Here is a 25,704-nt window from a genome sequence, read left to right on the forward strand (position 1 = left end):
GAAAGCTGTTAGCTCAATTCGGAGGCAGTTATCGAAGATCATACACTGGCCAAAATGAAATACGCATGAAAAACTGTCCGCCATACACCAATAGATCGGCTAGAGACGGGGTGTTTCGAGTTACCGACGGAGATGGCGACACCGAAAGCGGTTGGGTTCCTTCGACAGGTCGTTTCAAGTGTTCGGGTGGAACCGCTTCACAAACGGTAGGGTCACTGTATACGAACGTCGGAACACCAGTCACACCACGACGCTGTACCTCGATGAACTGTTCACGTAGACGGTTCCGAGATTCTTTGTCCGTGACACATTAAAATTTCCTCACCCACCAGCCCGACATCCTCGGCAATCTCGTCACGGACACCGATATCGCCGATGCCACGTCCATAACTGGATGAACTACGCTTTTCCGGAATACAGTGTCGTAACCGAAGAAACAGGAAGGCGAAAAGGCCGCAGCTGAGCTGGGAACAGAAATTAGATAGATCACGTCTAGCTATCATTTCCATGGGGTCACTATCATTTCCGCCTGTATTCGCGCACCGACTTCGATGTGACAGTCCGATCGGGGCTCAGCGATACAGAGGAGAGCGTAGCCCTGTTGCTGCTGATAGTCTTTGAGTGCCCGTGGCGGTCGCTGGTGGGTGAGATCACCCACTGTAAGTCGGCCAGCACACGTAGCACACGCCCCGGTAAGGCAACCAAAGGGCAGCCCCAGATCGTTCGCTCTAGTTGCCTCCAGCACGGTCTCGTCCTCGTCGACGGAAATGTGCTCGGTCTGTCCATCCTGCCATTCGAGTACGATGTCGTGGGTAGTCATGCCTTTCACTGCCAGACGTCACTGGTACAGTCGCCGTCGGGCCAGCGAATTTCGTGAGCACGGGCCGGACCATGCGGTGAATCGCCGAAATCGACGAGGAAATCTTCATCCAGTTCCATGGTTCCGTTTCGAGGGTTGACGTCGGCCTTGAGCATCACCGATCCCTTCTCGGCCTCCTTCGGATAGAATTGATTATCCCACGAAGAAAAGAGGGACGTTGTCCAATAGAGACGTTCCCCATCAAGCGACAGTTGCAGCATCTGGGGCCCGCCAACGACTTCACGGTCGTCTGCACCGGTGGGGTGTGAATCACCGAAATAACCACCAGCCCAGATACGGTCAGCCAGCCGTGGATTGGCGGGATCACTGATATCATACATCCGAACATCTCCATGGAGCCAGTTTCCAAAGAACAGATAGCGATCGTCCATTGATATGAGAAGGTCGGTTACGAGACCGGGCACGTCCATTTCCCAGTCCTCGTGTTCGCGCGATTCGACATCGATAACGTTCTCGGCGTGCCACTCGCCGTCCGCCTCGAAGAAGTGGAAGATATTCGAAGAGAGTGCTGCGCCGACGTACCCATGCGTGGCCTCGGGACTGTGGAGAAACCGAACTTCGAGCGGAATCAGACCATCTTCACCGAGATCGATGGTCTGCTCGACGTTTCCTTCGGCCCAGTCCCAGACGTGGAGCCGCTGCCCGTACATCCCGTTCTCGACGTCCTCGAGGTCGAATCCCGGATAGTAGGTCGTCGGTGCCGCCCACTCCGAAGAAACCATCACATTGTGGCGCGGTTGGTACCAGAAGTCGTAGTTCATCTCGATCTCGCCGGGCGGATCCCACCGACCTTCGATCTCGAAATCGTCGTTGAGTTCGAGAAAACCTCCGGGTAGCTCCCCGTTGGCGTCGCCGAGCATGCTAATGAGGATTTCCCCATCCGGAATACAATGGACGGTGTGCGGAGCCGAGAGATCGTACTCGAAGAGTTCCTCCGGTTCGATGACCGTCTCGATCTGGGGATCACGACGATTTTTCGTGTCGACGACGTGAATGCGTGAGGAGCGTTGTCCGGGAATGATGAGATGTCGACGCTCCAACTCATCGATGTGACATGATGACGAACAGGCGTTCCAGCCGAAGTGGTGGAGTTCATCGCCTCGATTGGGCATTTCGACGCGATCGATGACCTCCGTATACGTTTCGGACTCTGGATCGACATCGACGACCGATAGGAAGTCGGGCGCGTCGACATCCGTTCCGACGTACAATCCCATCACGTACGCAAGCCTCTCCGGATCTGACTCCTCGATAGCTGCCTGCGGGGTCGCGTAACCCGGACCCTCCGTCTGAGCGTGATGGTGTACCTCAGTATCAGCTGTTGGCTCAATATCGCTCATGGACGTATGATTCGTGGTATCTATTAACAATAGTTGTTGTTCAGGACAGAATCGCCGATATATGTGACGCTACCGATCGTCGATTACGGTCATAGGACTCAGAAACGGCAAGTTCAGTAGCTGTCTGTTTGCGTTCTTCTCGACTCGCCGCTGGATGCACGACAGTACCACAGGCCGCGTTCAGTTGCCTGATCGGCCGATTCGGCAGTATAAACCATTCGGCCGAGGGAATTGGCTGTCGTATACGCACGCATATCGTGTCGGTGAGATTGTAGTTAAATGCTGTCGCTCATTCGTCGCCGCTAAGCTTGTATTTGAGATAGAATACTGAATCTGCGCACCCACCAGCTGTTTTTATAATCCATCGCGGTTAATAACATGATATGGTATCCGAGCTGACGATCGGTGCTATCCTTGCTCTACTCGCGTGGCTTGGGTTACAAGCCGCGGTGTTCCACGGCAAATACGTCGTCGACAAGATTGCTGCTGGGGAGTACGCTAAAGGTCCCTTTAGTCGCTCAGAGGACGGCTAGTCACATGAGTAACGACGACGGACTCCCGGGTCACAGTCACGATGAAGAGCTCGCTCGGGATCTCTCGTTGTTCGACATCACGATGATCGGCTTGGGAGCGATGATCGGCGCTGGGATCTTCGTCCTCACCGGCCTCGCTGCTGGACAAGCTGGGCCAGCACTGGTCATGGCGTTTGCGTTCAACGGCTTCATCACCATTTTTACGGGGATGGTTTATGCTGAACTCGGGTCTGCGATTCCCGAAGCAGGTGGGGGGTATCTGTGGGTTCGAGAGGCGCTTGGTCGTTCCCAAGCGTTTCTAGCTGGCTGGATGTCATGGTTTGCGCACGCCGTCGCAGGATCGTTGTACACTCTTGGATTCGGTGCGTTCGTCCACCTCCTTCTTACTGAGTACTTCGGCATTGCTCTTTTCCAACCACTCACGATTGGATTGCAAGGAGTTACGCTCTTATCACTCGGGCCAGACAAGCTCTTTGCTGTGTTTGCGGGGGGTCTCTTCACATACATCAACTATCGCGGCGCGAAAGAAACTGGACTCGCTGGCAATATTATTACGATCGTCAAGGTAGCCGTCATTCTCGTTCTCATCGTCTTTGGGTTTGGCTACATCTTCGATAATCCAACCCAAGCGACCGGCCGGTTCAGACCGTTTCTGCCGAGAGAGCTTAGTGGCGTCTTCATCGCGATGGGGCTGACATTCATCGCCTTCGAAGGGTATGAGATCATCGTCCAATCCGGCGAAGAGGTCATGAATCCGAAAAAATCCGTACCAAAGGCGGTCTTCTACTCGATGTCGATCGTCGTCACCATCTACATGCTCGTCGCCATCGTCCTCATCGGCTCAGTGACAGTCACACCCGAGCTCTTTGGACTTGCCCAGGAAGGTGCTGCTGAGGGTGTCCATGGTGGAGGGCACCTCCCACCGGTTCCATCGAACATCGAGGATGCTGCCGTCTGGGAGATCCTCGGCCATCTCGGGGAACTAGGTCTGGCCCGCGCTGCTGCCCAGATCATGCCATACGGAACCGTTATCATCCTCGTTGCAGGAGTCTTCTCGACGCTCTCAGCACTCAACGCGACGACCTACTCCTCAACGCGCGTCTCCTTCGCGATGGGCCGAGACCACGTCCTCCCAGACATGTTTAGCGAAGTGCATCCTGAGCAGCGAACCCCCTATCTCGCGACCGCGCTCTCAGGGGCGCTCATCATCTTCATGGCAGTGGCCTTGCCAATTGAGGCCGTCGCGGCGGCGACTGACGTGATGTTCCTACTATTATTCTTGCAGGTAAATTACGCGGCAATCGTTATTCGTCGAGAGTGGGGCGATGAGATCGATTATGGGTATATCATGCCGTGGTTCCCGTACGTTCCAATTGTTGGGATTGTAACCAAATTGTTTCTCGCAGTGTATCTGTTCAACTACAGTCCGCTTGCATGGTACGGCGCGATCGCGTGGATTCTAGTTGGATTCGGCATCTACTTCCTGTATTCTCGTAGGCGTGTTCGAGAGACTGCAATTGCGGAAGAGACGCGGCTCATTACCGAAGAGCGCGCAGGAGAAGGGCGCGGCTACCAGGTACTCATCCCACTTTCCGATCCAGAGAACACAGCGCAGCTCATCCGTACTGGCAGCGCAGTTGCCCGCCACATGGACGGCGAGATTCTCTTAACGAGCGTGGCGACAGTGCCAGACCAAACGCCCCTGTCCGAAGGCCGTCACTACGCTGATGAACAGCAAGAAATATTGGATGATGCCATGCGATACGTTCCAGAGGACGTTCCCGCTCATCAAACGGTCACCATCGGCCACGACGTTGCCAAGAGCATCAACAACGTTGCCTATCAACGCGATAGTGACCTTGTCTTGCTCGGTTGGCGAGGCGAACGGAAGCGATTCTCCGATTACGTCCTCGGTTCAACGATCGATACCGTCGTCGAGAACGCCGAATGTGACGTCTCGGTCGTAAAGACCGATGGAGCACCAGAATCGAGTCGAGTGCTCGTCCCGCTGGCTGATGGACCAAATACCCAGTTAGCAGAAACCTTCGCCGCCGCGTACGCGAGAGCCGGTGCTGATGTGATGTTCTTCCACGTGGTGACCGACGACACTGGTGACGATGCCGAATCATTTCTCACGGAAAAGCAGACGACACTGGCCGAGGAGGATCTGAACAGTTCCATCACTGTACAGGAGGGTGAAGACATCACTCAGACGATTCTTGATTACGCACGTGAGGAAGGCTTTGACTCCATCCTCATCGGGGCAGCCGGTGAAGGAATTCTCCGCCGGGTGTTGTTCGGTGAAATTCCCGAAACGGTTGGCATGCGTTTCGACGGCGAAGTCGTGATGGTGCGCAAACATCGACCAGTACGATCGGCAGTGAAGCAGGTCATCGGCAAGTGGCTCGGAAAAGGTGCAAAGACAACTGTCCCCGATGAGTGATCATTCTGGCGAAACTGCCGGACCGCTCGATGTTCGATTCGAACGCAATAACGTCATCCGCTCCAGCGCATCGATCTCTGTACGTCAAGATACTGACAAAAACCACTCGTTGTCTGAGTTGGTATTTTATCATTACCCTAATTTCCAATAACTCAATAACGATATAAAAATATGAGAAGCAGCTACGAAAGGGTTGATAATGATCCACAACACCAAGAAACTGCCCTCCGTAAATATCCTATGAAAGAACTACAGTGCTGTTCATCGAGATCTCGTTGGACTGTAGTCGTGACCGTTGCAGTTTTCCTGTTAGTCGGATCGGTAATCCCATCACCGTTCCCCCGTTATTCGGAGTTCGAACGATTGGGACCGGACAAGTTTCTTCACTTCGTGGGCCACGCAGGTCTTGCAACGGCACTCGTGAACGCGCTTGAAACCGAACGACAAAGTGAGCGTACCGCAGTGCTTCTCGCAATCAGTGGCTCAACTACTTACGGTATTATTACTAACTCAATTCAACGATGGATTCCGACACGAGATTCCGAACGCACCGACATGGTTGCTGGTTTCCTTGGATCGGTTGTCGGAGCTGTTGCTGGCACTACACGGGCAACTCGTGAAATCCATAATGTTGGAAGTAACTAGGAGAGGCGAGAATACCCACGCCAGCGCTGGAGATCCATATTCACTACGATCCAAACCCCGTTTGACTGGCTCGCGGTAGCAACGTGAAAACCACATAAAACAGGCGGGCGTAGTCGTATTTGTATGCCAACTACGATTCACGTTGGAGGAATGATGTGTGATCATTGTGAACAGACCGTCGAGGAAGCTCTCCGTAATATCGCTGCTGTTTCTGACGCTCACGCAGACAACGAAACGGACACAGTCACAGTCGAGGGTGATCCCGACACCACTACCCTCGTTCAAGCGGTCGAGGACGCAGGCTACACCGCTCACGCATAAGTAGACTAGCGAGCAGTGATACGTAACGATCCCTAAGAAGGGAAGAAAGACAGGACGTCGTTTCTTCGTTGAACGTTCGACTGCCCTCCTGATGTTACGATCGAAACGTTCGACGAGTTTGAGGTTTGAATCCTTCGATATGGATCGTGTAGAGACTGAAAGGGAGTGAATGATATTTTCATCCTGAGCGGCAGATGCAGTCGTCGATGATCCAGACCACGTGACATCACCGCTGGATCTAGAGATATCGTCGTCGCTCATTGCACACCACCGACACCTGAATACCGTGGGTTATATTATGACCAATAACTATTACTCATACGAGTATCCAATGACAGACGAAGAGCGAATTCGAACGACACACATCGGAAGTCTGCCGCGATCCCCGAGGCTCCTCGAACTCCTTCAGAAGCGTCAAAACGGGGTCGACGTCGACGAAGACGAGTGGAACGTTGCCGTTGCAGACGCAACGCGGAACGTCATCAAACGCCAACACGAGATCGGTCTGGACATCGTCAACAACGGCGAACAGCCTCGTGTTTCGTTCAACTGGTACGTCGCAGATCGATTGAGCGGTATTGATGGTGAACGCGAGCAGTCCCTTTGGGCCGATCTGGCGGAGTACCCTGACTACGCCGAGGAGACGTTTTCGACTGATGTCATTGACCTTTCGACCCAACCAGTCGTCACTGGACCCGTCAAATACACTGGACACGAAGCAGCCGAGCAAGAGAGCGCGGCGTTCTTCGACGCGCTCGACGCCGTTGACACCGACTTCGAGGAGACGTTCATGACATCGGCGTCACCAAGTGTCGTGGCGACCACACACGTCAACGAGTACTACGACTCCCACGAGGAGTTCCTCTTTGCCGTCGCAGACGCGATGAGCGACGAGTACGAACTGATCGCCGAGACAGGTGCAACCCTGCAAATCGACGCTCCGGAATTGCTTGCGGCTGGCCACGCGGACTACGCAGACCACACGACCGAGGAATTCAAGGGCGTGACCGCTCTTCACGTCGAGGCGCTCAACAGTGCGCTGGAGAACGTTCCAGCCGAGCAGGTCCGACTTCACACCTGCTGGGGAAGCTACGAGGGACCACATCATCTCGACACCGACCTCGTCGAACTCTTACCGGAACTGTACGAGGCTGACATTTCGGGACTCAGCATCGAACAGGCCAACCCCCGTCACCAGCACGAGTACCACGCATTTACGGAACAGCCAGTACCGGACGGATGGACACTGATCCCGGGCGTTGTCGACGTGAAAACGAACATCATCGATCACCCCGAAACGATCGCCGACCGACTAAAGCGCGTCGCGAATTCGGTCGACGACTCGACGCCACTCGTCGCCGCGCCCGACTGCGGTTTCGGCACACAGGCCGGTCTAGGCATGGTTGCTCCCGAGATAGCGTGGGCGAAACTCGACGCGCTCGTTGAGGGGGCCGAAATCGCGGTCGAATACATCCACTAACGGCACTGGCAAGGTTGTTCTCCCTTCGATGCCGCACTCGGTCTCGAACGGCCATCGGTCGTAGCATCGTTTCGAGATCTGTGTGTATCGAGACCACATAGACCGTCACCAACGCTACGGTTGAACTTGATCTGTGGGGCAGGTTAGAGCTTCATCGATGTCTACGTGTTAGAGATGTGGCCATCGCCCCCCCGATTTCTGAAGATGCGTAGTAGCGATCACGATTTACCCATCTAGCTCTGATCCGAACTCTGTCGTCGTTAACTGAACGGGCCGAAGCGTTCGTGATAGCACCATCACCCAGTCGAGAGCGCCTTCTCAAGGCGTCGTTCGAGATCGGTGAGATCCTCGTGAAGATCTTCTCCTCCTTCGATCTCGTCGAGCCGAGCCGCCAGACCCCGGAGTCGTGTAAACTTCGCGCTCTCATCGACACCCGTCTTCTGGACGTATACCTGCTCGTCAGCATTATAAACCTCCGATTCAGTCAGTTCTGTGACCGCAAGCACAACGTCCAGCTTATCGGAATCGACACCGAGCACCCACTCGTGGGGGATACCATGCTCATCGAGCGCGTCCAGCACCGTCTCGTCGTTTTTCGGTCGGCGTCGTTCGCGTGTCGTCCGGCGGACCGTTCCGAACCGACCATGTAACTGCTGGTCGGCTCCAAGTCGGTCGAGTAGGTGATCTTTGACGGTTTTCCGAACGCGGTCGGCACCGCGTTGAACGTCCGACAGCAGGACGTACAGATCAGTGAGTTCTTCAGTGTCGAGCGATGCCGGATCGTTTGCGTCCAGTCGGTCGAGCAGATCAGCGAACAGTACAGCGTCATCGTGTACGCGCTCAGCACGGGTTCGTGTTTCTTCAGGTGGTATGAGATAAGAAGACTCGCCCCCGACAGCGGTGTCGGGTGACCGCGAGAGCATTCCGTTCTTGGAGGCGTGCTCGGGAGAGAGGCTTAGAATGGTCATATACGGCTCGACTCCGGGAGGAACGTTCTCAAGCGGAATCGAACCTTCCGTGAGACGATCGGCAAGCACGACGAACTGCTCGCGGCGAAGTGAGCGTTCTTCACCACTGTCTCGATACCGAATGACGATTCGATCGTCGAACGTGGTCACGACCGAGAACGGTCGTTCCGAGACTGGTGTGATCAGCTCCGCCCTCTGATCAAGGCGGTCGCACTCCTCTCGCAAGTGGTGCCAAACGTCACCCATGAACGATCATACACCGGGGAGCACGAAAAACATCGTCCCCAGATCACGGCTCTAAGCTACTCAATGCGTAACTTCAGAAAGATACACATCCGCCTTGGATCCACGGTCGAATTTGTTGCCAGTGAAGCACCTTTCATTCGAGGGATTTATTATTCTATACAGAGATATTTATTTTAGTTACAAGTTATCTTTAATAATAGCCATATTAAATACAAAGTCGATGGCTGACGATCAAACCGATAACGATGGTGAGGAGATCGGCGAGAAGACCACTAAGCACAGAGTGACCACCGAAGAAGCGGGAGAAATCGAAGAGAGTGAAGCGTTACATGGAACAGGGGATGAAGCTCGCGAACACCTCAGCGAGGATAGCAAACAAGAGCAACTCGATGAGGTTCGCGAGGATCACATGGATGAATATCTGACGACGGACCAAGGAGTACGCGTCAACCATACCGACGACTCGCTCAAAGTCGGCGAACGGGGACCAACCCTGATGGAAGATTTCCACTTCAGGGAAAAGATGACGCAGTTCGACCACGAATCCATTCCTGAGCGTGTAGTCCATGCCCGCGGAACCGGCGCTCACGGGTATTACCAACCCTACGAGGACCCAGATCTCGGGGAGTACGACGACATCTCGGAGCTGACCAAGGCGAAGTTTCTCACGAATTCGGACCAGAAGACCCCCGTTTTCACGCGGTTTTCGACAGTCGTGGGATCGAGAGGATCGAGCGACACTGTTCGGGATGTCCGTGGGTTTGCCACGAAGTTTTACACTGAGGACGGTAACTACGACCTCGTTGGGAACAATATACCGATCTTTTTCATTCACGATGCGATCAAGTTCCCTGATCTGATCCATGCGGTCAAGCCCGAACCGGACAGTTCAACCCCACAAGCCGCAACAGCCCACGATACGTTCTGGGATTTCGCCTCTCTCACCCCCGAGATAACCCATATGCTGATGTGGGTGCTTTCCGATCGCGCACTGCCGCGCGCCTACCGTATGATGCAGGGCTTTGGCGTCCACACGTTCCGGTTCGTGAACGCAGAGGGTGAAACCCGGTTCGTGAAATTCCACTGGCTCCCCAAATACGGCACCCACTCACTGTTGTGGGATGAGACGACGAAATTGTGGGGAAAAGCATCCGATTTCAACCGTGGGGGACTGTACAACGCGATCGAGAGCGGTACTTATCCGGAGTGGGAACTTGGCATCCAGATCGTCGAGGAGGATGACGCCGACCAGTTCGACTTCGATCTGCTCGATCCGACGAAGATTATCCCAGAAGAGGACGTTCCCGTCCGGCGAATCGGCAAACTCGTCCTCAACGAAACCGTCGACAATTTCTTCGCCGAAACCGAACAGGTGGCGTTCCACCCCGGCAACGTCGTACCGGGGATCGACTTCACGAACGATCCCCTCTTGCAGGGTCGACTGTTTTCCTATCAGGATACACAGTTAAATCGCTTTGGCGGCGCAAACTGGGATGAGATTCCGATCAACCGGCCGCTCGCAAAACGCCACAACAACCAGCGTGCCGGGTTCATGCGTCAAACCATCAATAAAGGAAAAACATCCTACTCACCCAACTCCTTAGAAGACGATTATCCCAGAGAAGCAACCGAAGAAGAGGGTGGCTACGTCCATCACACAGAAAAGATCGAGGGCAAGAAGATCCGCGATCGAAGCGAGAGCTTCCGAAACCATTTCAGTCAGGCAAAGTTGTTCTGGAACAGCATGTCTGAGCCGGAGAAACAACACATCGTGGATGCGACGCATTTCGAGCTGGGAAACGTCGAGAGCAAAGAGGTCCGCGAGCGTGTCGTCTATGAAATCTTCAACAACGTCGATCACGAGTTCGCCGTCCGAGCCGCCGAAGGGATCGGCGTCGAACCGCCCGACGAACCCGGACCACACCACCCGGATCACGACAAGAGTTCGCCCGCGTTGAGTCAGAAAAACACAGTGATGGACACGATCGAGTCGCGTCAGATCGCGGTCCTCGCGAATGACGGATTCGACGACGATCACGTAGACGAAGTCACATCAGTGCTCGAAGAGCAGGGCGCACAAACAGCGATCGTCTCGAAGATGCTCGGCGAGAAAACAGGCATGAACGGCGATGTACTGAAGGCCGACCAGAGCCACGTCATGGCCGACTCGGTCGTGTACGACGCGGTCTTCGTCCCCGGTGGCAACGATAGCGTCGAGATGATGAAAGAACAGAGCAATGCTAGACATTTTATCGCTGAGGCATTTAAACACAAAAAGCCGATTGGCGCGCTTGGCAACGGGATCGATCTGCTCGAAACAGTAAACTTGTCGGACACGGATGTTTCGGCAGATGGAGACGGTCTGGTCGTGGAACAGGGCGTCGTAACGAGTCGATCGGGAGACGACATGGACGAGTTCCTCGATGCCTTCAGTGATGCGATCGCAGAACACCGCCACTGGGAGCGAAACGCATCGGACGTACGCGCGTAGTTCAAAGACGATCGATCGTTCTACCCGTCAAATTTTCATTTATGAGATTACAATCACCAGTGCCGACGTTACGTTCGGATAACACCCATCCGAACCACCTACGGATGAAAAATCCGTTCGGAGCGATGGAGGAAAGTATCCGTCCATCAATTATCGGTGTCCCCGACCATTAGCACGCATCTTTCCATACTATTGATATTAATATGAGCGTTATTTCTGACTTCACGATTCCAGCCGAATCCTCCATCCTCGGTCAGACGCTGACAGCTGCAGCCGATATGACCGTTGAGGCTGAACGGCTGGCAATCCACAGCAGTGAATAGGTGCTTCCGTTTCTCTGAGCCTCCGGAGAAGAAATAAACTCTATCATCCGACAACCACTCGATAACAAGAGCATGGGTTGACAACAGCACGATGTGATGCGTTAGTGACTGTAGTCATAGGGGATATTTGATATTAAACAATATTATAATTAATAGGTTAAGAGATATTCCCGATATCTCCTCGAACGCTATTTCCCGCAAATGCGGCGTGCTTCTGCTGCTCTGATTCGAGATACGTTGGCGACAGATATTAATTAGAATTATGATAAATAATCAATCCGGCCACAGTAATATCAGGTCTATTAATCGTGATAATCTCTAGATTGTATAAAGACTTATTATAGATTATTAATTAATATATCATAATTTATAATGACGAAGACATGGGTGATCTCGCCCTAAACTTTATATAATTTAAAATATTCTTAATGGTGTGGATAAAATGAATACAGGGACAGATAGGAGAATTAACCGTCGAGACGTACTCACCCTCATCGGCATCACCGGGGTGGCAGCACTGACGGGTCGTGGGAGTGCTCAACAAGGTTCCAGTATCAATAGCCGACGAACAATCAGTTCTCGATCGACAAAGAGTCCATCGTCGCAGTTGCCAACGCCAGAAACAGATCCTGTCCCCAAGCCCTCTGGTCGTCCCGAAAACCTTGTCGTACTCGACTGGGCTGGGTTTGAGAGTGCTGTTTCATACACCTTCGATGATGGCCAGCCCTCTCAGCTCGACCATTACGACGAATTGCAAAGAACAGGAGTCAAATCAACGTTTTACATATCGAGCAACGTTGATTTCTCTGGCTACGAGGAAGGATGGCGACAGGTCGCAGAAGACGGGCACGAAATCGGGAATCACACAGTTAGCCATCCGCATTCTGATCTTACCGGAAGTAGTTTTGGAGAGCCCCTAGAAAGCACGGCAGCAGAAATCAAGCAGTGTACAGAGTACATTATGGAAACGTTCAATCAACGGGATGTATGGACGATGGCGGCTCCCTTTGGTGACACTGGATGGATTGAACCGGCCAAGCAGGCCGATGTCTTTTTGAACCGTGGTGTCGGTGGAGGGACTATCGCACCGAACGATGCCACGAACCCCTTCGACTTACCGTGCTATACCGCAAGCGACGGTGATACTGCGGAAATATTCAATGATCTGGTTGATTCGATCCATTCGGACGGAGAATGGCTCATTTACCTCTTCCACTCGATTACACCGACCAATGATCGGTGGTACGCACCAGTCAACATATCTGAAATTATAAAAAATATTAATTATGTTAAATCGGTAAATAACGTCTGGATCGATACTATCACCACCATCGGAGCCTACTGGTTGGGACAGAAGATCTTCAATTCTATCACGCCTACTACAGTTGGAAATGATAAAGTTTGGACGTGGTCATTGCCTGATGGCTTTCCTCGGGGGCAGTATCTTCGGGTGAGGACGGACGGAGGAACGCTCAGGCAGGGAGGAGACGTTTTAGAATGGGATCCGCACGGATACTATGAGGTTTCGTTGGATGAGGGTTGCTTGACACTGTCGCCGTCGTCCCCAGGGAGGGAAACGACTAATCCCTAGTAAAACCACCCCGAGAACGGGTGCGAACATCAAGACTACTGACAACGACAGCGGTAGGTGAAAACAGAATCGATGAATGGCTGTCAGTCACAAAACCATTTTGAAACACTCGGCATAACTATCATTGTGTGAGATTCTACTCGATCGAACTTACAAGCACAGCTACGCGTCAAATCGCTCGCCTCGAAGTCACGAACTGATTGGAGGAGGTCAAAATACGCGTATACCTCACACCACACAAATGACATTTATCTGTGAATAACGGCTGTCGACACTAACAAAATCGGACCAAATAAGATTCTGCTAGTCCACGTTGGAACGCCGTTCTCCTCGGACAATCGATGTCACTTTCTGAAGATCGAACAGCAAGATAGCGATCACGGCCGCTCACTGATCCTATTCGTTCTGAAAGTAAAACGGGAAACATTTTCACTGCACAACTTAGGGAATGGTGACAAGTCCAATTATTCTGAGAATGTTGTTAGTAAATTCATATGAGTTGTAATTATATAATGTCCAAAATCATCGATTATTCAATATGTGATTTTCCCGTCCCGTCTCCAAACTATCGAATATGCCCAAAACAGGACCATCTCCGACAGACGAAACAGTCGCGGTAATTCCGGACGAAGCGAGTCAGACGTTCATCGACCGATTCCGGGGTGAAGTGATCCATCCCGACGATCAGGGGTACGACAACGCCCGGCAGATCTGGAACGGAATGATCGACAAGCACCCAGCGATAATCGCTCGGTGTACCGGCGTCGCTGATGTCGTTGAAGCGGTGAATTTTGCTCGAGACAACGAACTGCTCGTTGCAGTCCGTGGTGGCGGACACAACGTCGCAGGGACAGCTCTCTGTGATGGAGGCATCGTCATCGATCTCTCCGAGATGAACGGTATCCACGTCGATCCAGAAGACAAGACAGTTCGTGCTGGCGGTGGAGCAACGCTAGGAGATGTCGATCGAGAGACGCAGGTCTTCGGATTGGCAACGCCGTTGGGCGTCGTATCAAAAACTGGAATCGCAGGATTGACCCTCAACGGCGGGGTTGGTCACCTCCGACGAAAGCACGGATTGGCGTGTGACAACCTCGAATCCGTTGAAATCGTCACGGCCGACGGAGACGTTCTGAGAGCCGATCACGAGCAACACGAGGACCTGTTCTGGGCACTGCGCGGTGGTGGAGGGAACCTCGGTATCGTCACATCGTTCGAATATCGACTCCATGAGGTCGGCCCCGACGTGTTCGGTCTCTTCGTCGTTTACCACGGGGACAACGCTGTCGAAGTCCTCGAACGGTTCCGCGAGTACGCTGAATCGGCCTCCGAGAACGCGAGCGTCATCCCCTTCTATCTGTTCGTACCCGATATCGAGGAGTTTCCGGAAGAGGCATGGGGCGAACCGGCAGTCGGGATCATCGGCTGTTACGCCGGAGCGATCGACGACGCCGAAGCGGAGTTCCGCTCGCTTCGATCGGTCACCGAGCCGATCATCGACTTCAGTGGACGAATGCCGTATACGGAGTTACAGATGCTACTCGATGCCGACTATCCGGACGGTCGTCGGTACTACTGGAAAGCGACGTACGTGGACGAACTCACGGACGACCTACTCGATTTCATCGTTCGTCATGGAGAGGCAAGTCCATCGACACTGTCGACCGTCGATCTCTGGAACCTCGATGGTGCAATCAGTACCCGTTCCCGAGACGCGACAGCCTTCTGGCACCGAGACAAGAGTTTTATGCTTACTTTCGAAGCCAACTGGGATGATCCAACCATGGACGATGAAAACGTCGCGTGGGTGCGTGAGGGTATCGACGAAGTTCGGAGACTGAAGGTCGCCTCGGGTGGATATGGCAATTTCCCCGGGTTCAACGAGGATCCCGGACGAGCTATCTTCGGCGAAAACTACGACCGGCTGGTGGAGGTGAAGAACGAATACGATCCCGAGAACCTGTTCCACTCGAATCGATACGTTGCTCCCGACACCGGTGATGACTAACGAGATGGAGAGTATCGACACACCGATCGTACACGCCGAATTGGCGCGCTTCGTCGCCGAAAGTCGAGACTTCTCTGTCCCACAAAGAAGGCGTTAACGAACGAATACACGGGTGTACTCGATTCGTACTCATCGTATTCAGACACCACTTGTCAGACATAAAATTAGACCCCGATTTATATTTTAAAATATATAAGATGGTTTATATGATTATCTATCGTCATCAAGACGATACGTCTGCGTCTGAGAAGAACGTTGATCTATATTTTATCGTTAAATATTACACAATTTTTTTGACAGTCGTCTTCCGATGATTTCCATTCCATCGTCCCCTGGATGGAGTAGATCAGCTGTCAACCCGGAGAATGACAGCAGCTGAGATCCATCGATGAGGGTGAGATTATCGTGAGGAGAATCATCGACGATGGAGCGTAGTGCTTCTCGATACGCTCTGGCGTGTGCGGGATCGCCCGATTCGATCACGTCATCGAAGTACGGAAAAAGGGTTATACACGCGATCGGTTTCTCGGGGTGTGCCGTCGCAATCGTATCGACGAACGCTTCGGCGCGTCCCTCGAACTCGTCGGGGGAGAACCCACCTGTATTCGCCATATTCACGGACAGCGCGAGAGTCGCCACGTCCCAATCCTCTCGGGTTGCGATGTAATCCGCCATTGCGGATTCACAGTAGGCTGATCCGGAACATCCAAAGTTCAACGCGTCGAACCCGCAGTTTCGGGCAACGTGGGAAACATAGTTCATATGGGTCGCTGAGGAGGCAGCCCCCTCGGTGATCGACGTCCCATACGCGAGATATCTCTGATCGGGGAGTTCGTCAGCAGTGGGTGGACGACAGTTACCGGAGACAGCATGGACGGCGACCGCTTGGAATCGTTCGAACGCTATCCGGCAGACGTGAGGATCGAATCGCCCCGTGTCCCCCCTAGTGGGTAGCTCTTGGAGGCGGTCTGGGAGGGTAAGTTCGAGTGTTTTCGGTTCCGGACCGATCTCGATCGGCTCCCATGGCTGGAACGAACCCCAAAACGTTCGAACCTGCGTTCGTTCGATCGCGGAGAGCGTGATTTCGATTTCGTCTGTCTCAGAACGAGGAACGAATCTGATCTCACTTCCGGTCGGATGCCGAACCCGCTCACGGGCCGTCTCGTTCAGAGCTGCTCCCACCGTGGCGGGAACGCGGCACAGTCGATCAGCGTCGGCGGCCCATTCTGCAGATACCGTTTCTGCGACGTTGTGTAGAGAAATGGACAAATATTTCTCGGTCATCATGTGACCACATCGAACAGAGCTCACGTGACTCTATCGGATTGCTGTCCCATCGTCATGGGATAGATATTCACGTCGACGAAGTAATTCATAATCTTGTCAGCAATGGTCTGTGGTCGTCGAGATATCCCCTATAGGCAAGCACAGCCATACCGGCCCGTGGCCACTAGCATCCCCCGCCAACGGATAGTATCCTAACAGCTGTTTTGAACTTCACCTGATAACGTGTCGTTGACCAACACCAAATAGATGAAATATAATGGAAAATTTATTATGATATATGCATTCGGGGCAGTGGACGATCACAACTGTGATCTGCCGGTTCGGACCTCTAGAGACGACGTTCTCCCTAGCGGATGCTCTCGTGAGCCACCAGAAGAGATCACGAGAGATACAGCACAGTCGAATAGAAACCAGTAAACGGACCATTGTTCTTACTATGATGATCAATCCTGTGTGCGGATGTTAACCGTACAGTGCCGGTTTACCGTCGAGACCTGCCGCTCAACAGCATTATAATCGACGAAGAGGTGCCCGTGTTTTCTTCGCAGTTTCGATAAAGATGGAGCGTCCCGTTACACAGATACTGTGGCAACGATGGCCGATATCGACTATTTCGAGTTGAGAGCGTCCGGATCAATCGATATAAACTCCGAGTGTGAGGGATGATCACGCCGCTCGATGGACCAGATACATCCCACAAAGGACGTATATAGCTCCACTGGTGACGTTAACGAAAACCGGATCCCAAGGTACGTCACTCGGCATTGTCGTGATCAGTGGTGTTACCAGAACGAGCACCCCCATCGTGAGGATAACCGATCCGGCAAACAGTTCGACCGGCAGTTCGTATTCGTTTGTATCGGACGCAGCGTCCGATTCGTCAGTCGTTGCATCTGTGGTCGTCGTCTCGGATGTATTGGTCATAATTATCACCTAAAATATGATGGTTGCACCGACGAACGTCAGTGCTGCAAGCGCTGTCGTGACGACAGCGGCGTGTTTCACCGTTGATGAAACAGTCGTCACGGTTTCGTCCTGAACGGACGAGAGAAATGCCGTCGGCGTCTCTCCGCTCCGCGGAGTCGTGAACACGCTCACGACGCATATCACCGCCACGATCGCAATAAGGGAGTACAGCGATCTGATGTAAGTAGCGTCATGACCGAGTTGGAAGCCGAGAAACACACTGAAGACGATCCCAAACACGATGCCTCCCAACGCGCCAGCGGTCGTTGCTCTATCCCAGATGCCACCGACGATAGCGATCGCGGCGAACGTGGGCATGATCGTCACTAACAGAGACTGCGCGACTAAGTACATCGAATCCTGTAACGAGAAATAATACGCCATGCTGACGGCGATTGCCATGAACAGAACTCCAGCGATTCGACTCACCGTGACGTAATGCTCCGCCGATCGGTCCGGGGCTACGTGCCGACGATAAATACGCTCGGTCAGTAACGTCTGGAAGTTGTTGAGTTGTGAGTCGACACTAGAAAGTACGCCGGCGAGTAGTCCGACGATCACCACCCCATAAAGGCCGGGGGGCATGATGTCACGGATCAACATTGGCATCGCCTCGTCGGACACCGCAAGATCGGGGTAAAGGGCAGCGGCCGCAACACCCGGAAGGAGGATGAACAAAGGCACGAGAACCGCATACCAGATGCCGGTGTACAGAAATCCTAGTTGAGCGGATTCAGAACTCTCAGCCGCCAACGGTCGCTGGAGGATCTGTGATTCAGCCCCCCAGTAGGCGATCGATTGGGCGAGGAACCCCAGATACAGGAGCACCACGGCGACCGGTCCACCGAACGGAAAGTCAGCGATCAACGGGTGGTCGGAGGGAGTCATCGTTCCCTGGTACGATTCGATCCCGTCCACGAGTCCCGATACGCCACCCACCATATCTAGGGTCATCGGCAGGACGAGCGCAAGCGGGACGAACATGAGTACGAACTGAATCGTATCGGAGCCAGCAACGGCTCCAAAGCCACCGAGCAACGTGTACGTGGTTCCGATGAGCACCACGATACCGATCGAGAGCCACAGATCCCATCCTAACAGCGTGTTCAGAACGAGGGATCCTGCGTAGATGTACAACCCCATATTGATGAACATCCAAACGAACGTCCAGATGAAGTCGTACGCCTCTCCGACAGGACTCACAAACCGTTCGTTGAGCCACTCACCGAGCGAGAAGGCTCGGATTTCACGGATGAACGGGATGACCGCGATCGTCACGATAACGATACCGATCGCGGTCGAAATCGGTGTCATGAGCGCGATGACACCGAACGCATAGGCGAAGCCGGCCAAGCCGATGAAATCGTTGGCGTTCAAGTTCGTTGCCACGGTGGAAAACGCCTGAATCCACGGGGGAAGTGATCGATCTGCGAGAAACGTACTCGCGGAATCAATCGTGTTCTCTCGCATATAGATCCCAAAACCGAGGAGCGAAAGTGCAAACGTTACGATTGCTATCCATTCCGTTATGACGAGCGTCGGCGAACCTGCTGTCTGCATGGTACAGCAAAACAATACCACAGTGTTACTTATATCTTCCCATCATATCTAAATGTATGCTAGATAGTATTCGAATATACTGGATACAAATGAGGATGGTCAACGACGCTCAAAACAGCGAATCCGATGTGTGGGAACATCTTTCTATCCGATACCACCGGATTCGCTGTTTGAGTTTTTCGTCGGGAAACAGACGATTTCCTCAGAAGACGATGCGATCGAACAGAACGATAGCGCGGCAACCGTTCGACGATATCGGACGATAGCCAGAAATTCCCGGCAGACGGCTCATAAAGACGATTCGTGTACACTGGTGATTACAAGGGTACAGCTGTAATTGGACAGCGTTTCTCTTGGAAGGGGATGAAGAGGCGAGATCTATCGAATGAAGAATAGTTTATTGATGTTCTAAAGTATATTATTGCAATATATTATAAATATTAAATTAGTCTTATCGTATGGTTATTGTGGGATTCATGAGTTCACCACTCCATATCTATTTAATATTTATATAAATATTAATTGGTAGTGTATAGATAGACATTTCAAACCAATATTGCGTATTCGGTTTACAACCAGTGAGATCGATAGAAAGGATGGTATGGAATAATGGCCTATATGTCGCTATATCACGATAAGGGCGTACAAATAGAATATTGTGGGTGTAATATCTCCCATCTCGGGTATCACTGGATGCTCACATTCGGCATTGACAGTATCCCATCCGTGCACTTCGAACTGATACTCCGACAGTCGGAAAACCCCTCTTCACTCCAAGAGCTGCCCGTGTTCGTCGATCTCTCCGTTGACGATCCGCGTCGACGAAATAGGGGTGCCGTCATCGGCGTATTCATACGGAACGACGATCGATTCAAGCGGATCAAATCCGCGCTCCGTCCGTCGACGGTTGAGTTCGGTCACCGCATCATCGGTTTCAGGTGAGACGACGACTGCATCCAACAAGGGATCACGGCTTGCAAATCCGTACGTATCGGTGAACTTTCGAATCTCGATCGAACGGTTCCATTCATCGACCGTGTTGAGCATCGCTTTGACCTGCCGTTTGCGCTGTTCATACGAGGGAATCGGTCGAGGATCGGGCTGACGTGTCTCCGTCGCGAACTCGTTGCTACTGATGCCGACGACGACACCCTCATCACCGTGCTCCAAAGCTGTTTTAAACAGTTCTCGGTGCCCGTCGTGGAGTGGGCCAAACGTTCCGGCAACAACGACTCGCATATCGGATGATCGATAGCGATCCATTTATGCTTGAACCAGGCAAGTCCCGACGATGTCGAAGGTTAGGTACGATGCTCGTCGGCAATACGTTCGAGCGCTTCGTACTCCTGCTGTGAGTATGCGATGACCCGGGCATCGGAGAGAGTGACTGGCTCGTGTGCCCGGATCGCCTCACAGACGCGCTCAGCACCCTCTTCAAAGGAAAATGCAGCCGCACCTGTTCCGAGAACCGGGAGTACGATCGACTCACAGCCCAACGCATCGGCCTGTTTGAGCGAATTCTGCGTGGCGTCACGAATGCTTTCGGCTGACGCTCGACCATCTCCGTAGTGGGGCATGGCTGCCGCATGGATGACGTACTCGGCCGCGAGTTCGTACGCATCCGTAACGGCAACCGTACCGAGATCGATCGGTCCCTTCGAGACGGCGTCCTCGTTGATCGGTCCATTCGCGCCACGTCTGAGCGCATCGGCAACACCGCTACCCATTCGCAGGCTCGTTCCGGCAGCGTTCACCAACGCATCGGCGCACTGGTCAGCGATATCTCCTTGTACGACGGTGAACTTCATACCAGTGGTCGGGCAGACACGGTAAAAGTACCATCGGTGAAAATAAGCTCGGTATCAAATTAATGTTAAATAGTAATATATTATATGTGTCAATACTTATAATATCAGAATGAATAATATATTGTTATATGATAATACACCACTACCCGTCAGTTTATCACTACCCGTGATGATCTAAGAATACAGAATTGGGGTTACAGTAAATTGATATCCTTGAAACAATTCGACAGAGACAAGGGGCAGTCACTCCGATACGGATCGTACGAAGATGACTATGATAGATTGTCAAAGCACGGATCGAAGCGGACACGACGTGTTCAGAGGGATCGGTAGCGATCGAGCCGTCGGTTATCGACGGCAGAACACTCTCACCGTCGAACGATGAGCGAACGAGCAGCAGACGCCCCCAACGTTACAGGCTCCCCGAAGCGGGGGTTGATCACGGCTACCTTCGGGTTTTTCGCTGGACTCACGACCATCGTTTTTTACGGCGCGGCAGGTCCCATATTCGAAGAGCACTTAACGTTGACCGGTATTTTCCACGGACTGTTATTAGCATCGCCTCACCTCAGTAAAGCGGTGCTCAGGATCCCGTTCGGTGCGTGGGTGGATGAAGTCGGCGGGCGAAAGCCGATGCTCATCCTGTTAGCATCAACGATTGTTGGGATCGCTGGACTGGTTGTGACGCTGTTTCTAACGTATCCCGAAAACTTCGATATGAGTCTGTATCCACTACTAGTCCTCTTCGGTCTCTTGGCAGGCGCAGGCGGTGCCACGTTCTCTGTCGGAATCTCTCAGACCTCCTACTGGTATCCGAGCGATAAACAGGGGTTCGCAATGGGAGCGTTCGCCGGTGTCGGAAACATCGGCCCGGGCATGGTGACGTACGTTCTACCCGTGTTGATCGGTATTGGAGGGTTGACGATGGCGTATTCGACGTGGCTCGTGTTCGTGGTCGTCGTCACCGTCGCGTACGGACTCCTCTCCGTTAATCCCTACTACTTCCAACTACTCGACAACGGGAATGACGAAACGAAAGCTCAGGAAACCGCGAGCGAACTCGGACAAGACATTTTCCCGTCAGGTAACGCGTGGGACTCACTCCGAGAGTCAGCCACGATCCGCCGAACGTGGATCTTGGTGTTCCTGTATACGGTTTCGTTCGGTGGCGGGTTCACGTCACTGTCCGCTTGGTTCCCGACGTACTGGGATCTGTTTCACGGCTTCGATCTCTCGACAGGAGGCTTGTTAGCGGGCATCTTTATCGTGTACGGATCGCTCATCAGGGTCCCTGGCGGCAGCATCAGCGATCGGTTCGGCGGTGAAAACGTTGCGATCGTGAGTTTCTCCATTATGGCGGTCGGTGCAGGGATCATGACGATCGCGACGGGGTTCTGGCTCGCCTTCATCGGGATGATGATCCTCGGAACCGGGATGGGTATCGCGAACGCAGCCGTGTTCGAGTTGGTACCGAAGTTCGTTCCGGAAGCCGTCGGTGGTGCGTCCGGGTGGATCAGCGGTATCGGCGGGGGCGGCACCTTGATCATCCTGCCGGTGCTGGGCTACTACGTAGATTTCTTGGGTCATATCGGCTATGCCCGAGGGTTTTCTCTGTTCGTAGTGCTGAGCGTTATCTGTGCTGGGGTCGCGTTGGCGCTGAAAATCTACGATCCTGGGACCTCTGAGCCGGTCGAGGATACGCCTGTTCACTGATAGCTATTCAGGAATCCATCGGAAGGATATGGATCCTACGTTTTCGGTTCCCGATGCACGGTCAAGACGGGGTTCTCAGCGTGACGAACGACGGTCTCGGTCACGCTTCCGAGTAGTGCTCGTTTGACGCCAGTCCGACCGTGGGTCCCCATCACGATCAGATCGATGTCGTGTTCGGTTGCGTAGGTGAGTATATCATCGTGGGGGTTGCCCCGCTGGACAGCGGTCTGGACATCGATTTCCTGATCTGTTGCCTGATCAGCGACCACGGTAGTAGTCTCGTGACCGGTCTTTTCGAGCGCAGCCAGTAGATTGTCGAGACCAGGAACACCTTCCCCAGTCCCGGAAACGATCGTCGGTTGATTGACGATGTAGAGAACGTGCAGTATCGCATCGTGGATCTCAGCGAGGTTTATTGCTGTTTCTACGGCAGGTCGGACTGCGTCGCTACCGTCCGTCGGGATGAGAATTCGATCGAACATGGGTGAACACCCCGTATCATGGTATCAGTCGACACAGTATAACGTTGATCATGGCATCACCATGGACACACCGAACTCGCCAACGAAAGCCGATCACCATGCTATTGCCGGGCGCACGCTTACCCGCTCTGTGGGCAACGTTTTGTACGATGGTTTGGGAATTTCAGTGCCCGGTCAATGGGTGCGAGTTTTCGAAGCGGGCCAACGAGGAGCCGACGGTCATCGAGAGCGCCCAAGATCACACACGAGACACACATGGTTCCACACCGACCCGCGAGGAGATCGAACAGTACGTCATCGGCCCGGGATAACGACCCGACAGATGAGTCTTCGCGATCAGGGGCCGGTCTATGAAACCCGAGAGAATTAGTGAATAGGGAACGAATATCACATCCAACGATGGCACAAGAGATGTGGACAGAAGAACGACCGCCGGGAGATTTCTATCGTATCCTCGATCCGGACGGCGAACTGGAGACAGAGGCGCCGGAGATGGACGAGGAGGAACTCCTACAACTGTATCGGACGTTCATCGCCACACGGGTACTTGAAGAGAAGATGTTGAATATGCAACGCAGCGGGGAAGTCAGCCTCGTCGCGCGAACCCTTGGCGAAGAAGCCACACCACTGGGGGGTGCTGCGGCGCTGCAACCTGACGACTGGATATTTCACACGTATCGCCAAACACCGGCACTACTCTATTGGGATCGTCCCATGGTAGAGGTGATCGCCAGCGCCACTGGGCGTGAACCCGAAACGATCGCCGAACAGTTGGACACTGAGGATCCGGCCGTGAATTTCTCTCCGGATTACACGCCGATCGGAACGAACGTCGTCAACGGGGTAGGCGCAGCCATGGCCGACGCGTTCAACGACCGAGATACTGTTACGATGGTGTTCACCGGCGATGGATCGACCAGCCAAGGTGCGTTTCACGATGGGATGAATTTCGCCGGCGTCTTCGATGTTCCGGCAGTCATCATCTGCCAGAACAACCAGTGGGCGATCTCCGAGCCCGCACACCGCCAGACTGGTAGCGAGACGTTCGCTCAGAAAGCCGCTGCGTATGGGCTGTCCAGCGCACGCGTGGATGGAAACGACGTGTTTGCCGTCTACGAGAAGGCGCGTGAGGCAGTCGAACGCGCTCGATCGGGTGGTGGGGCGACGTTCATCGAGTGTGTAACGTACCGGATGGGGGCACACAACACGTCGGACAATCCGAACCGGTATCGGGACGACAGCGAGCAACGGGAGTACTGGGAGGATCGAGATCCAGTCGATCGATACGATACGTATCTCCGTAACCGAGGGATTCTCGATGACGATACCGAAACGGAACTTCGAGACGAGATCGACGATCAGGTCGCCGACGCTGTCGAGCAAGTTCGCTCGATATCGAACTCGGAGCCAGACCGGATGTTCGATACCACACTACACGGCGAATCGTGGCGTGAGCGCCACCAACGAGCGGAACTACACCGGGAGCTGAATGGAAAGAATCCATTCGTCGATTTCACCGGGGAGGGATTCAATGAGTAACGATCTCGACCGCATGGAGCTAAACACCGACGTGGAGATCGACCCACAGGAAACCGAGGACATCGACCTCATCACGGCGGTCAATCGGACGCTCCATCAGGAGATGGACCGCGATGAGAGCGTCCGTCTGCTCGGCTACGACATCGGTCCGCTGGGTGGGGTCTATCGTGGAACGGAAGGATTGCTGGAGGAGTTCGGAAAAAATCGGGTTATCGACACGCCGCTTTCAGAAAACGGGATCATCGGCACTGCTGCGGGGATGGCAATGCGAGGTGAACGTCCAGTTCCCGAAATCCAGTTCATGGGATTTTTCTACCCCGCCTTTGGTCAGTTTATGTATGCTGTCGTGAAAATGTACAAGCGAACAGGGGGTGCGTTGGAGATGCCGATGACGATTCGGATACCGTACGGCGGAGGGATCAAGGCGCTCGAATATCATCAAGAATCGACGGAGACGTACTTCATCCATACCCCCGGCGTTCGGGTCATCTGTGCAAGCACGCCCGCACAGACGAAGGGGTTGTTGGCGGCGAGCATCCGCAACGACGACCCTGTGATTTTCCTCGAACCGAAAAGTGTCTACCGGGGAATAGACGAGCCGGTACCGTCGGCGGAGTACACCCTTCCACTGGACGAAGCACGCATCGTTCGGGAGGGAAGCGACGTGACGGTGCTTACGTGGGGTGCGATGGTGCATCAGGCGAAATCCGCTGCTACTGACGTGGACGCCGATGTCGAAATCGTCGATTTACGGTCGCTCTCCCCGTTGGACATCGAAACGATCCTCGACTCGGTGTCGAAGACGGGCCGATGCGTCGTCTTCCACGAGGCTCGGCGCACGCTCGGACTCGGGGCAGAACTGTCCGCACTGATAAACGAGTACGCCCTCGACCGTCTCAAAGCCCCGATCAAACGCGCGACGGGGTACGACGTGCATTTTCCCGGGCACGACATCGAAGACGACTATCTCCCGGACGACGAACGCGCTCGGTACGCCATCGAGGCGGTGATGAGCTATGAATTTTGACGCAGTACGATCATCTCGATCGATCGTCACATCGCTGATCGGCTGTGATCAAA

General features: G+C 53.5%; 21 protein-coding genes. 12 read left to right on the plus strand and 9 right to left on the minus strand.

The window, feature by feature from the left end:
* Positions 1-499: 499 nt before the first annotated feature.
* Together MW046_RS18325 and MW046_RS18330 are read right to left on the minus strand one after the other, a co-directional pair.
* Entirely contained in the window at positions 500-820 is a 321-nt protein-coding gene (locus tag MW046_RS18325; protein ID WP_247995668.1) for a 2Fe-2S iron-sulfur cluster-binding protein, read from the minus strand.
* Between the two features lie 5 nt (positions 821-825).
* Positions 826-2,220, minus strand: a complete 1,395-nt coding sequence (locus MW046_RS18330; protein ID WP_247995669.1) for a selenium-binding family protein — start codon at positions 2,218-2,220, stop codon at positions 826-828.
* A 383-nt stretch (positions 2,221-2,603) separates the two neighbouring features.
* Between MW046_RS18330 and MW046_RS18335 the strand changes: the two genes are divergently transcribed.
* The 5 genes from MW046_RS18335 (at position 2,604) to MW046_RS18355 (ending at position 7,642) form a co-directional block, all read left to right on the plus strand.
* Entirely contained in the window at positions 2,604-2,753 is a 150-nt protein-coding gene (locus MW046_RS18335) for a hypothetical protein (protein ID WP_247995670.1), read from the plus strand.
* Between the two features lie 4 nt (positions 2,754-2,757).
* Positions 2,758-5,196 (plus strand): amino acid permease, encoded by a 2,439-nt coding sequence (locus tag MW046_RS18340; protein WP_247995671.1) that lies wholly within the window; start codon positions 2,758-2,760, stop codon positions 5,194-5,196.
* Positions 5,197-5,436: 240 nt separating this feature from the next.
* On the plus strand, positions 5,437-5,841 hold the full coding sequence (locus MW046_RS18345; protein ID WP_247995672.1) for a VanZ family protein: 405 nt from the start codon (positions 5,437-5,439) through the stop codon (positions 5,839-5,841).
* 123 nt (positions 5,842-5,964) lie between these two features.
* Positions 5,965-6,162, plus strand: a complete 198-nt coding sequence (locus MW046_RS18350) for a heavy-metal-associated domain-containing protein (RefSeq protein ID WP_247995673.1) — start codon at positions 5,965-5,967, stop codon at positions 6,160-6,162.
* Positions 6,163-6,493: 331 nt separating this feature from the next.
* Positions 6,494-7,642 (plus strand): cobalamin-independent methionine synthase II family protein, encoded by a 1,149-nt coding sequence (locus MW046_RS18355; RefSeq protein ID WP_247995674.1) that lies wholly within the window; start codon positions 6,494-6,496, stop codon positions 7,640-7,642.
* A gap of 296 nt (positions 7,643-7,938) precedes the next feature.
* Here the strand turns inward: MW046_RS18355 and MW046_RS18360 are convergent, their stop codons facing one another.
* Positions 7,939-8,856, minus strand: coding sequence for a DUF7983 family protein (locus tag MW046_RS18360; protein WP_247995675.1), 918 nt, complete (start codon positions 8,854-8,856; stop codon positions 7,939-7,941).
* Between the two features lie 220 nt (positions 8,857-9,076).
* On the opposite strand from MW046_RS18360, the gene MW046_RS18365 reads away from it, so the two are divergent.
* The 3 genes from MW046_RS18365 to MW046_RS18375 all read left to right on the plus strand — a co-directional run bounded on the left by MW046_RS18365 (position 9,077) and on the right by MW046_RS18375 (position 15,269).
* Positions 9,077-11,347, plus strand: a complete 2,271-nt coding sequence (locus tag MW046_RS18365) for a catalase (RefSeq protein ID WP_247995676.1) — start codon at positions 9,077-9,079, stop codon at positions 11,345-11,347.
* Positions 11,348-12,112: 765 nt separating this feature from the next.
* On the plus strand, positions 12,113-13,261 hold the full coding sequence (locus MW046_RS18370) for a polysaccharide deacetylase family protein (protein ID WP_247995886.1): 1,149 nt from the start codon (positions 12,113-12,115) through the stop codon (positions 13,259-13,261).
* A 574-nt stretch (positions 13,262-13,835) separates the two neighbouring features.
* Complete coding sequence (locus tag MW046_RS18375; protein WP_247995677.1) at positions 13,836-15,269, plus strand: FAD-binding oxidoreductase; 1,434 nt, start codon at positions 13,836-13,838, stop codon at positions 15,267-15,269.
* 273 nt (positions 15,270-15,542) lie between these two features.
* Here the strand turns inward: MW046_RS18375 and MW046_RS18380 are convergent, their stop codons facing one another.
* The 5 genes from MW046_RS18380 to MW046_RS18400 all read right to left on the minus strand — a co-directional run bounded on the left by MW046_RS18380 (position 15,543) and on the right by MW046_RS18400 (position 20,890).
* On the minus strand, positions 15,543-16,556 hold the full coding sequence (locus tag MW046_RS18380) for an SGNH/GDSL hydrolase family protein (RefSeq protein ID WP_247995678.1): 1,014 nt from the start codon (positions 16,554-16,556) through the stop codon (positions 15,543-15,545).
* Positions 16,557-17,222: 666 nt separating this feature from the next.
* Entirely contained in the window at positions 17,223-17,480 is a 258-nt protein-coding gene (locus MW046_RS18385; RefSeq protein WP_247995679.1) for a hypothetical protein, read from the minus strand.
* Between the two features lie 9 nt (positions 17,481-17,489).
* Positions 17,490-19,082 (minus strand): sodium:solute symporter family transporter, encoded by a 1,593-nt coding sequence (locus MW046_RS18390; protein WP_247995680.1) that lies wholly within the window; start codon positions 19,080-19,082, stop codon positions 17,490-17,492.
* Between the two features lie 768 nt (positions 19,083-19,850).
* Positions 19,851-20,321, minus strand: a complete 471-nt coding sequence (locus MW046_RS18395) for a phosphopantetheine adenylyltransferase (RefSeq protein WP_247995681.1) — start codon at positions 20,319-20,321, stop codon at positions 19,851-19,853.
* 62 nt (positions 20,322-20,383) lie between these two features.
* Complete coding sequence (locus MW046_RS18400; protein ID WP_247995682.1) at positions 20,384-20,890, minus strand: macro domain-containing protein; 507 nt, start codon at positions 20,888-20,890, stop codon at positions 20,384-20,386.
* Positions 20,891-21,271: 381 nt separating this feature from the next.
* Between MW046_RS18400 and MW046_RS18405 the strand changes: the two genes are divergently transcribed.
* Positions 21,272-22,603 carry an MFS transporter gene (locus MW046_RS18405; protein ID WP_247995683.1) on the plus strand — a complete coding sequence of 444 codons (1,332 nt, stop codon included), beginning with the start codon at positions 21,272-21,274 and terminating at the stop codon, positions 22,601-22,603.
* Between the two features lie 35 nt (positions 22,604-22,638).
* On the opposite strand, the gene MW046_RS18410 is transcribed toward MW046_RS18405, so the two are convergent.
* A complete protein-coding gene (locus tag MW046_RS18410; protein WP_247995684.1) occupies positions 22,639-23,085 on the minus strand; it encodes a universal stress protein in 447 nt (148 codons plus the stop codon).
* Positions 23,086-23,234: 149 nt separating this feature from the next.
* Between MW046_RS18410 and MW046_RS18415 the strand changes: the two genes are divergently transcribed.
* The 3 genes from MW046_RS18415 to MW046_RS18425 all read left to right on the plus strand — a co-directional run bounded on the left by MW046_RS18415 (position 23,235) and on the right by MW046_RS18425 (position 25,651).
* The gene (locus MW046_RS18415) at positions 23,235-23,396 is read left to right on the plus strand and encodes a DUF1059 domain-containing protein (RefSeq protein ID WP_247995685.1); all 162 of its coding nucleotides are present in this window, start codon (positions 23,235-23,237) and stop codon (positions 23,394-23,396) included.
* An 88-nt stretch (positions 23,397-23,484) separates the two neighbouring features.
* Entirely contained in the window at positions 23,485-24,624 is a 1,140-nt protein-coding gene (locus MW046_RS18420) for a thiamine pyrophosphate-dependent dehydrogenase E1 component subunit alpha (protein ID WP_247995686.1), read from the plus strand.
* Positions 24,617-25,651: an alpha-ketoacid dehydrogenase subunit beta gene (locus tag MW046_RS18425; RefSeq protein WP_438268217.1), complete on the plus strand. Its 1,035-nt coding sequence runs from the start codon at positions 24,617-24,619 to the stop codon at positions 25,649-25,651. The genes MW046_RS18420 and MW046_RS18425 overlap by 8 nt, the downstream gene beginning before the upstream one ends.
* Positions 25,652-25,704 lie beyond the last annotated feature (53 nt).

Origin of the sequence: Halocatena salina (assembly GCF_023115355.1) — an archaeon.
GTDB classification, from domain to species: Archaea; Halobacteriota; Halobacteria; order Halobacteriales; family Haloarculaceae; genus Halocatena; species Halocatena salina.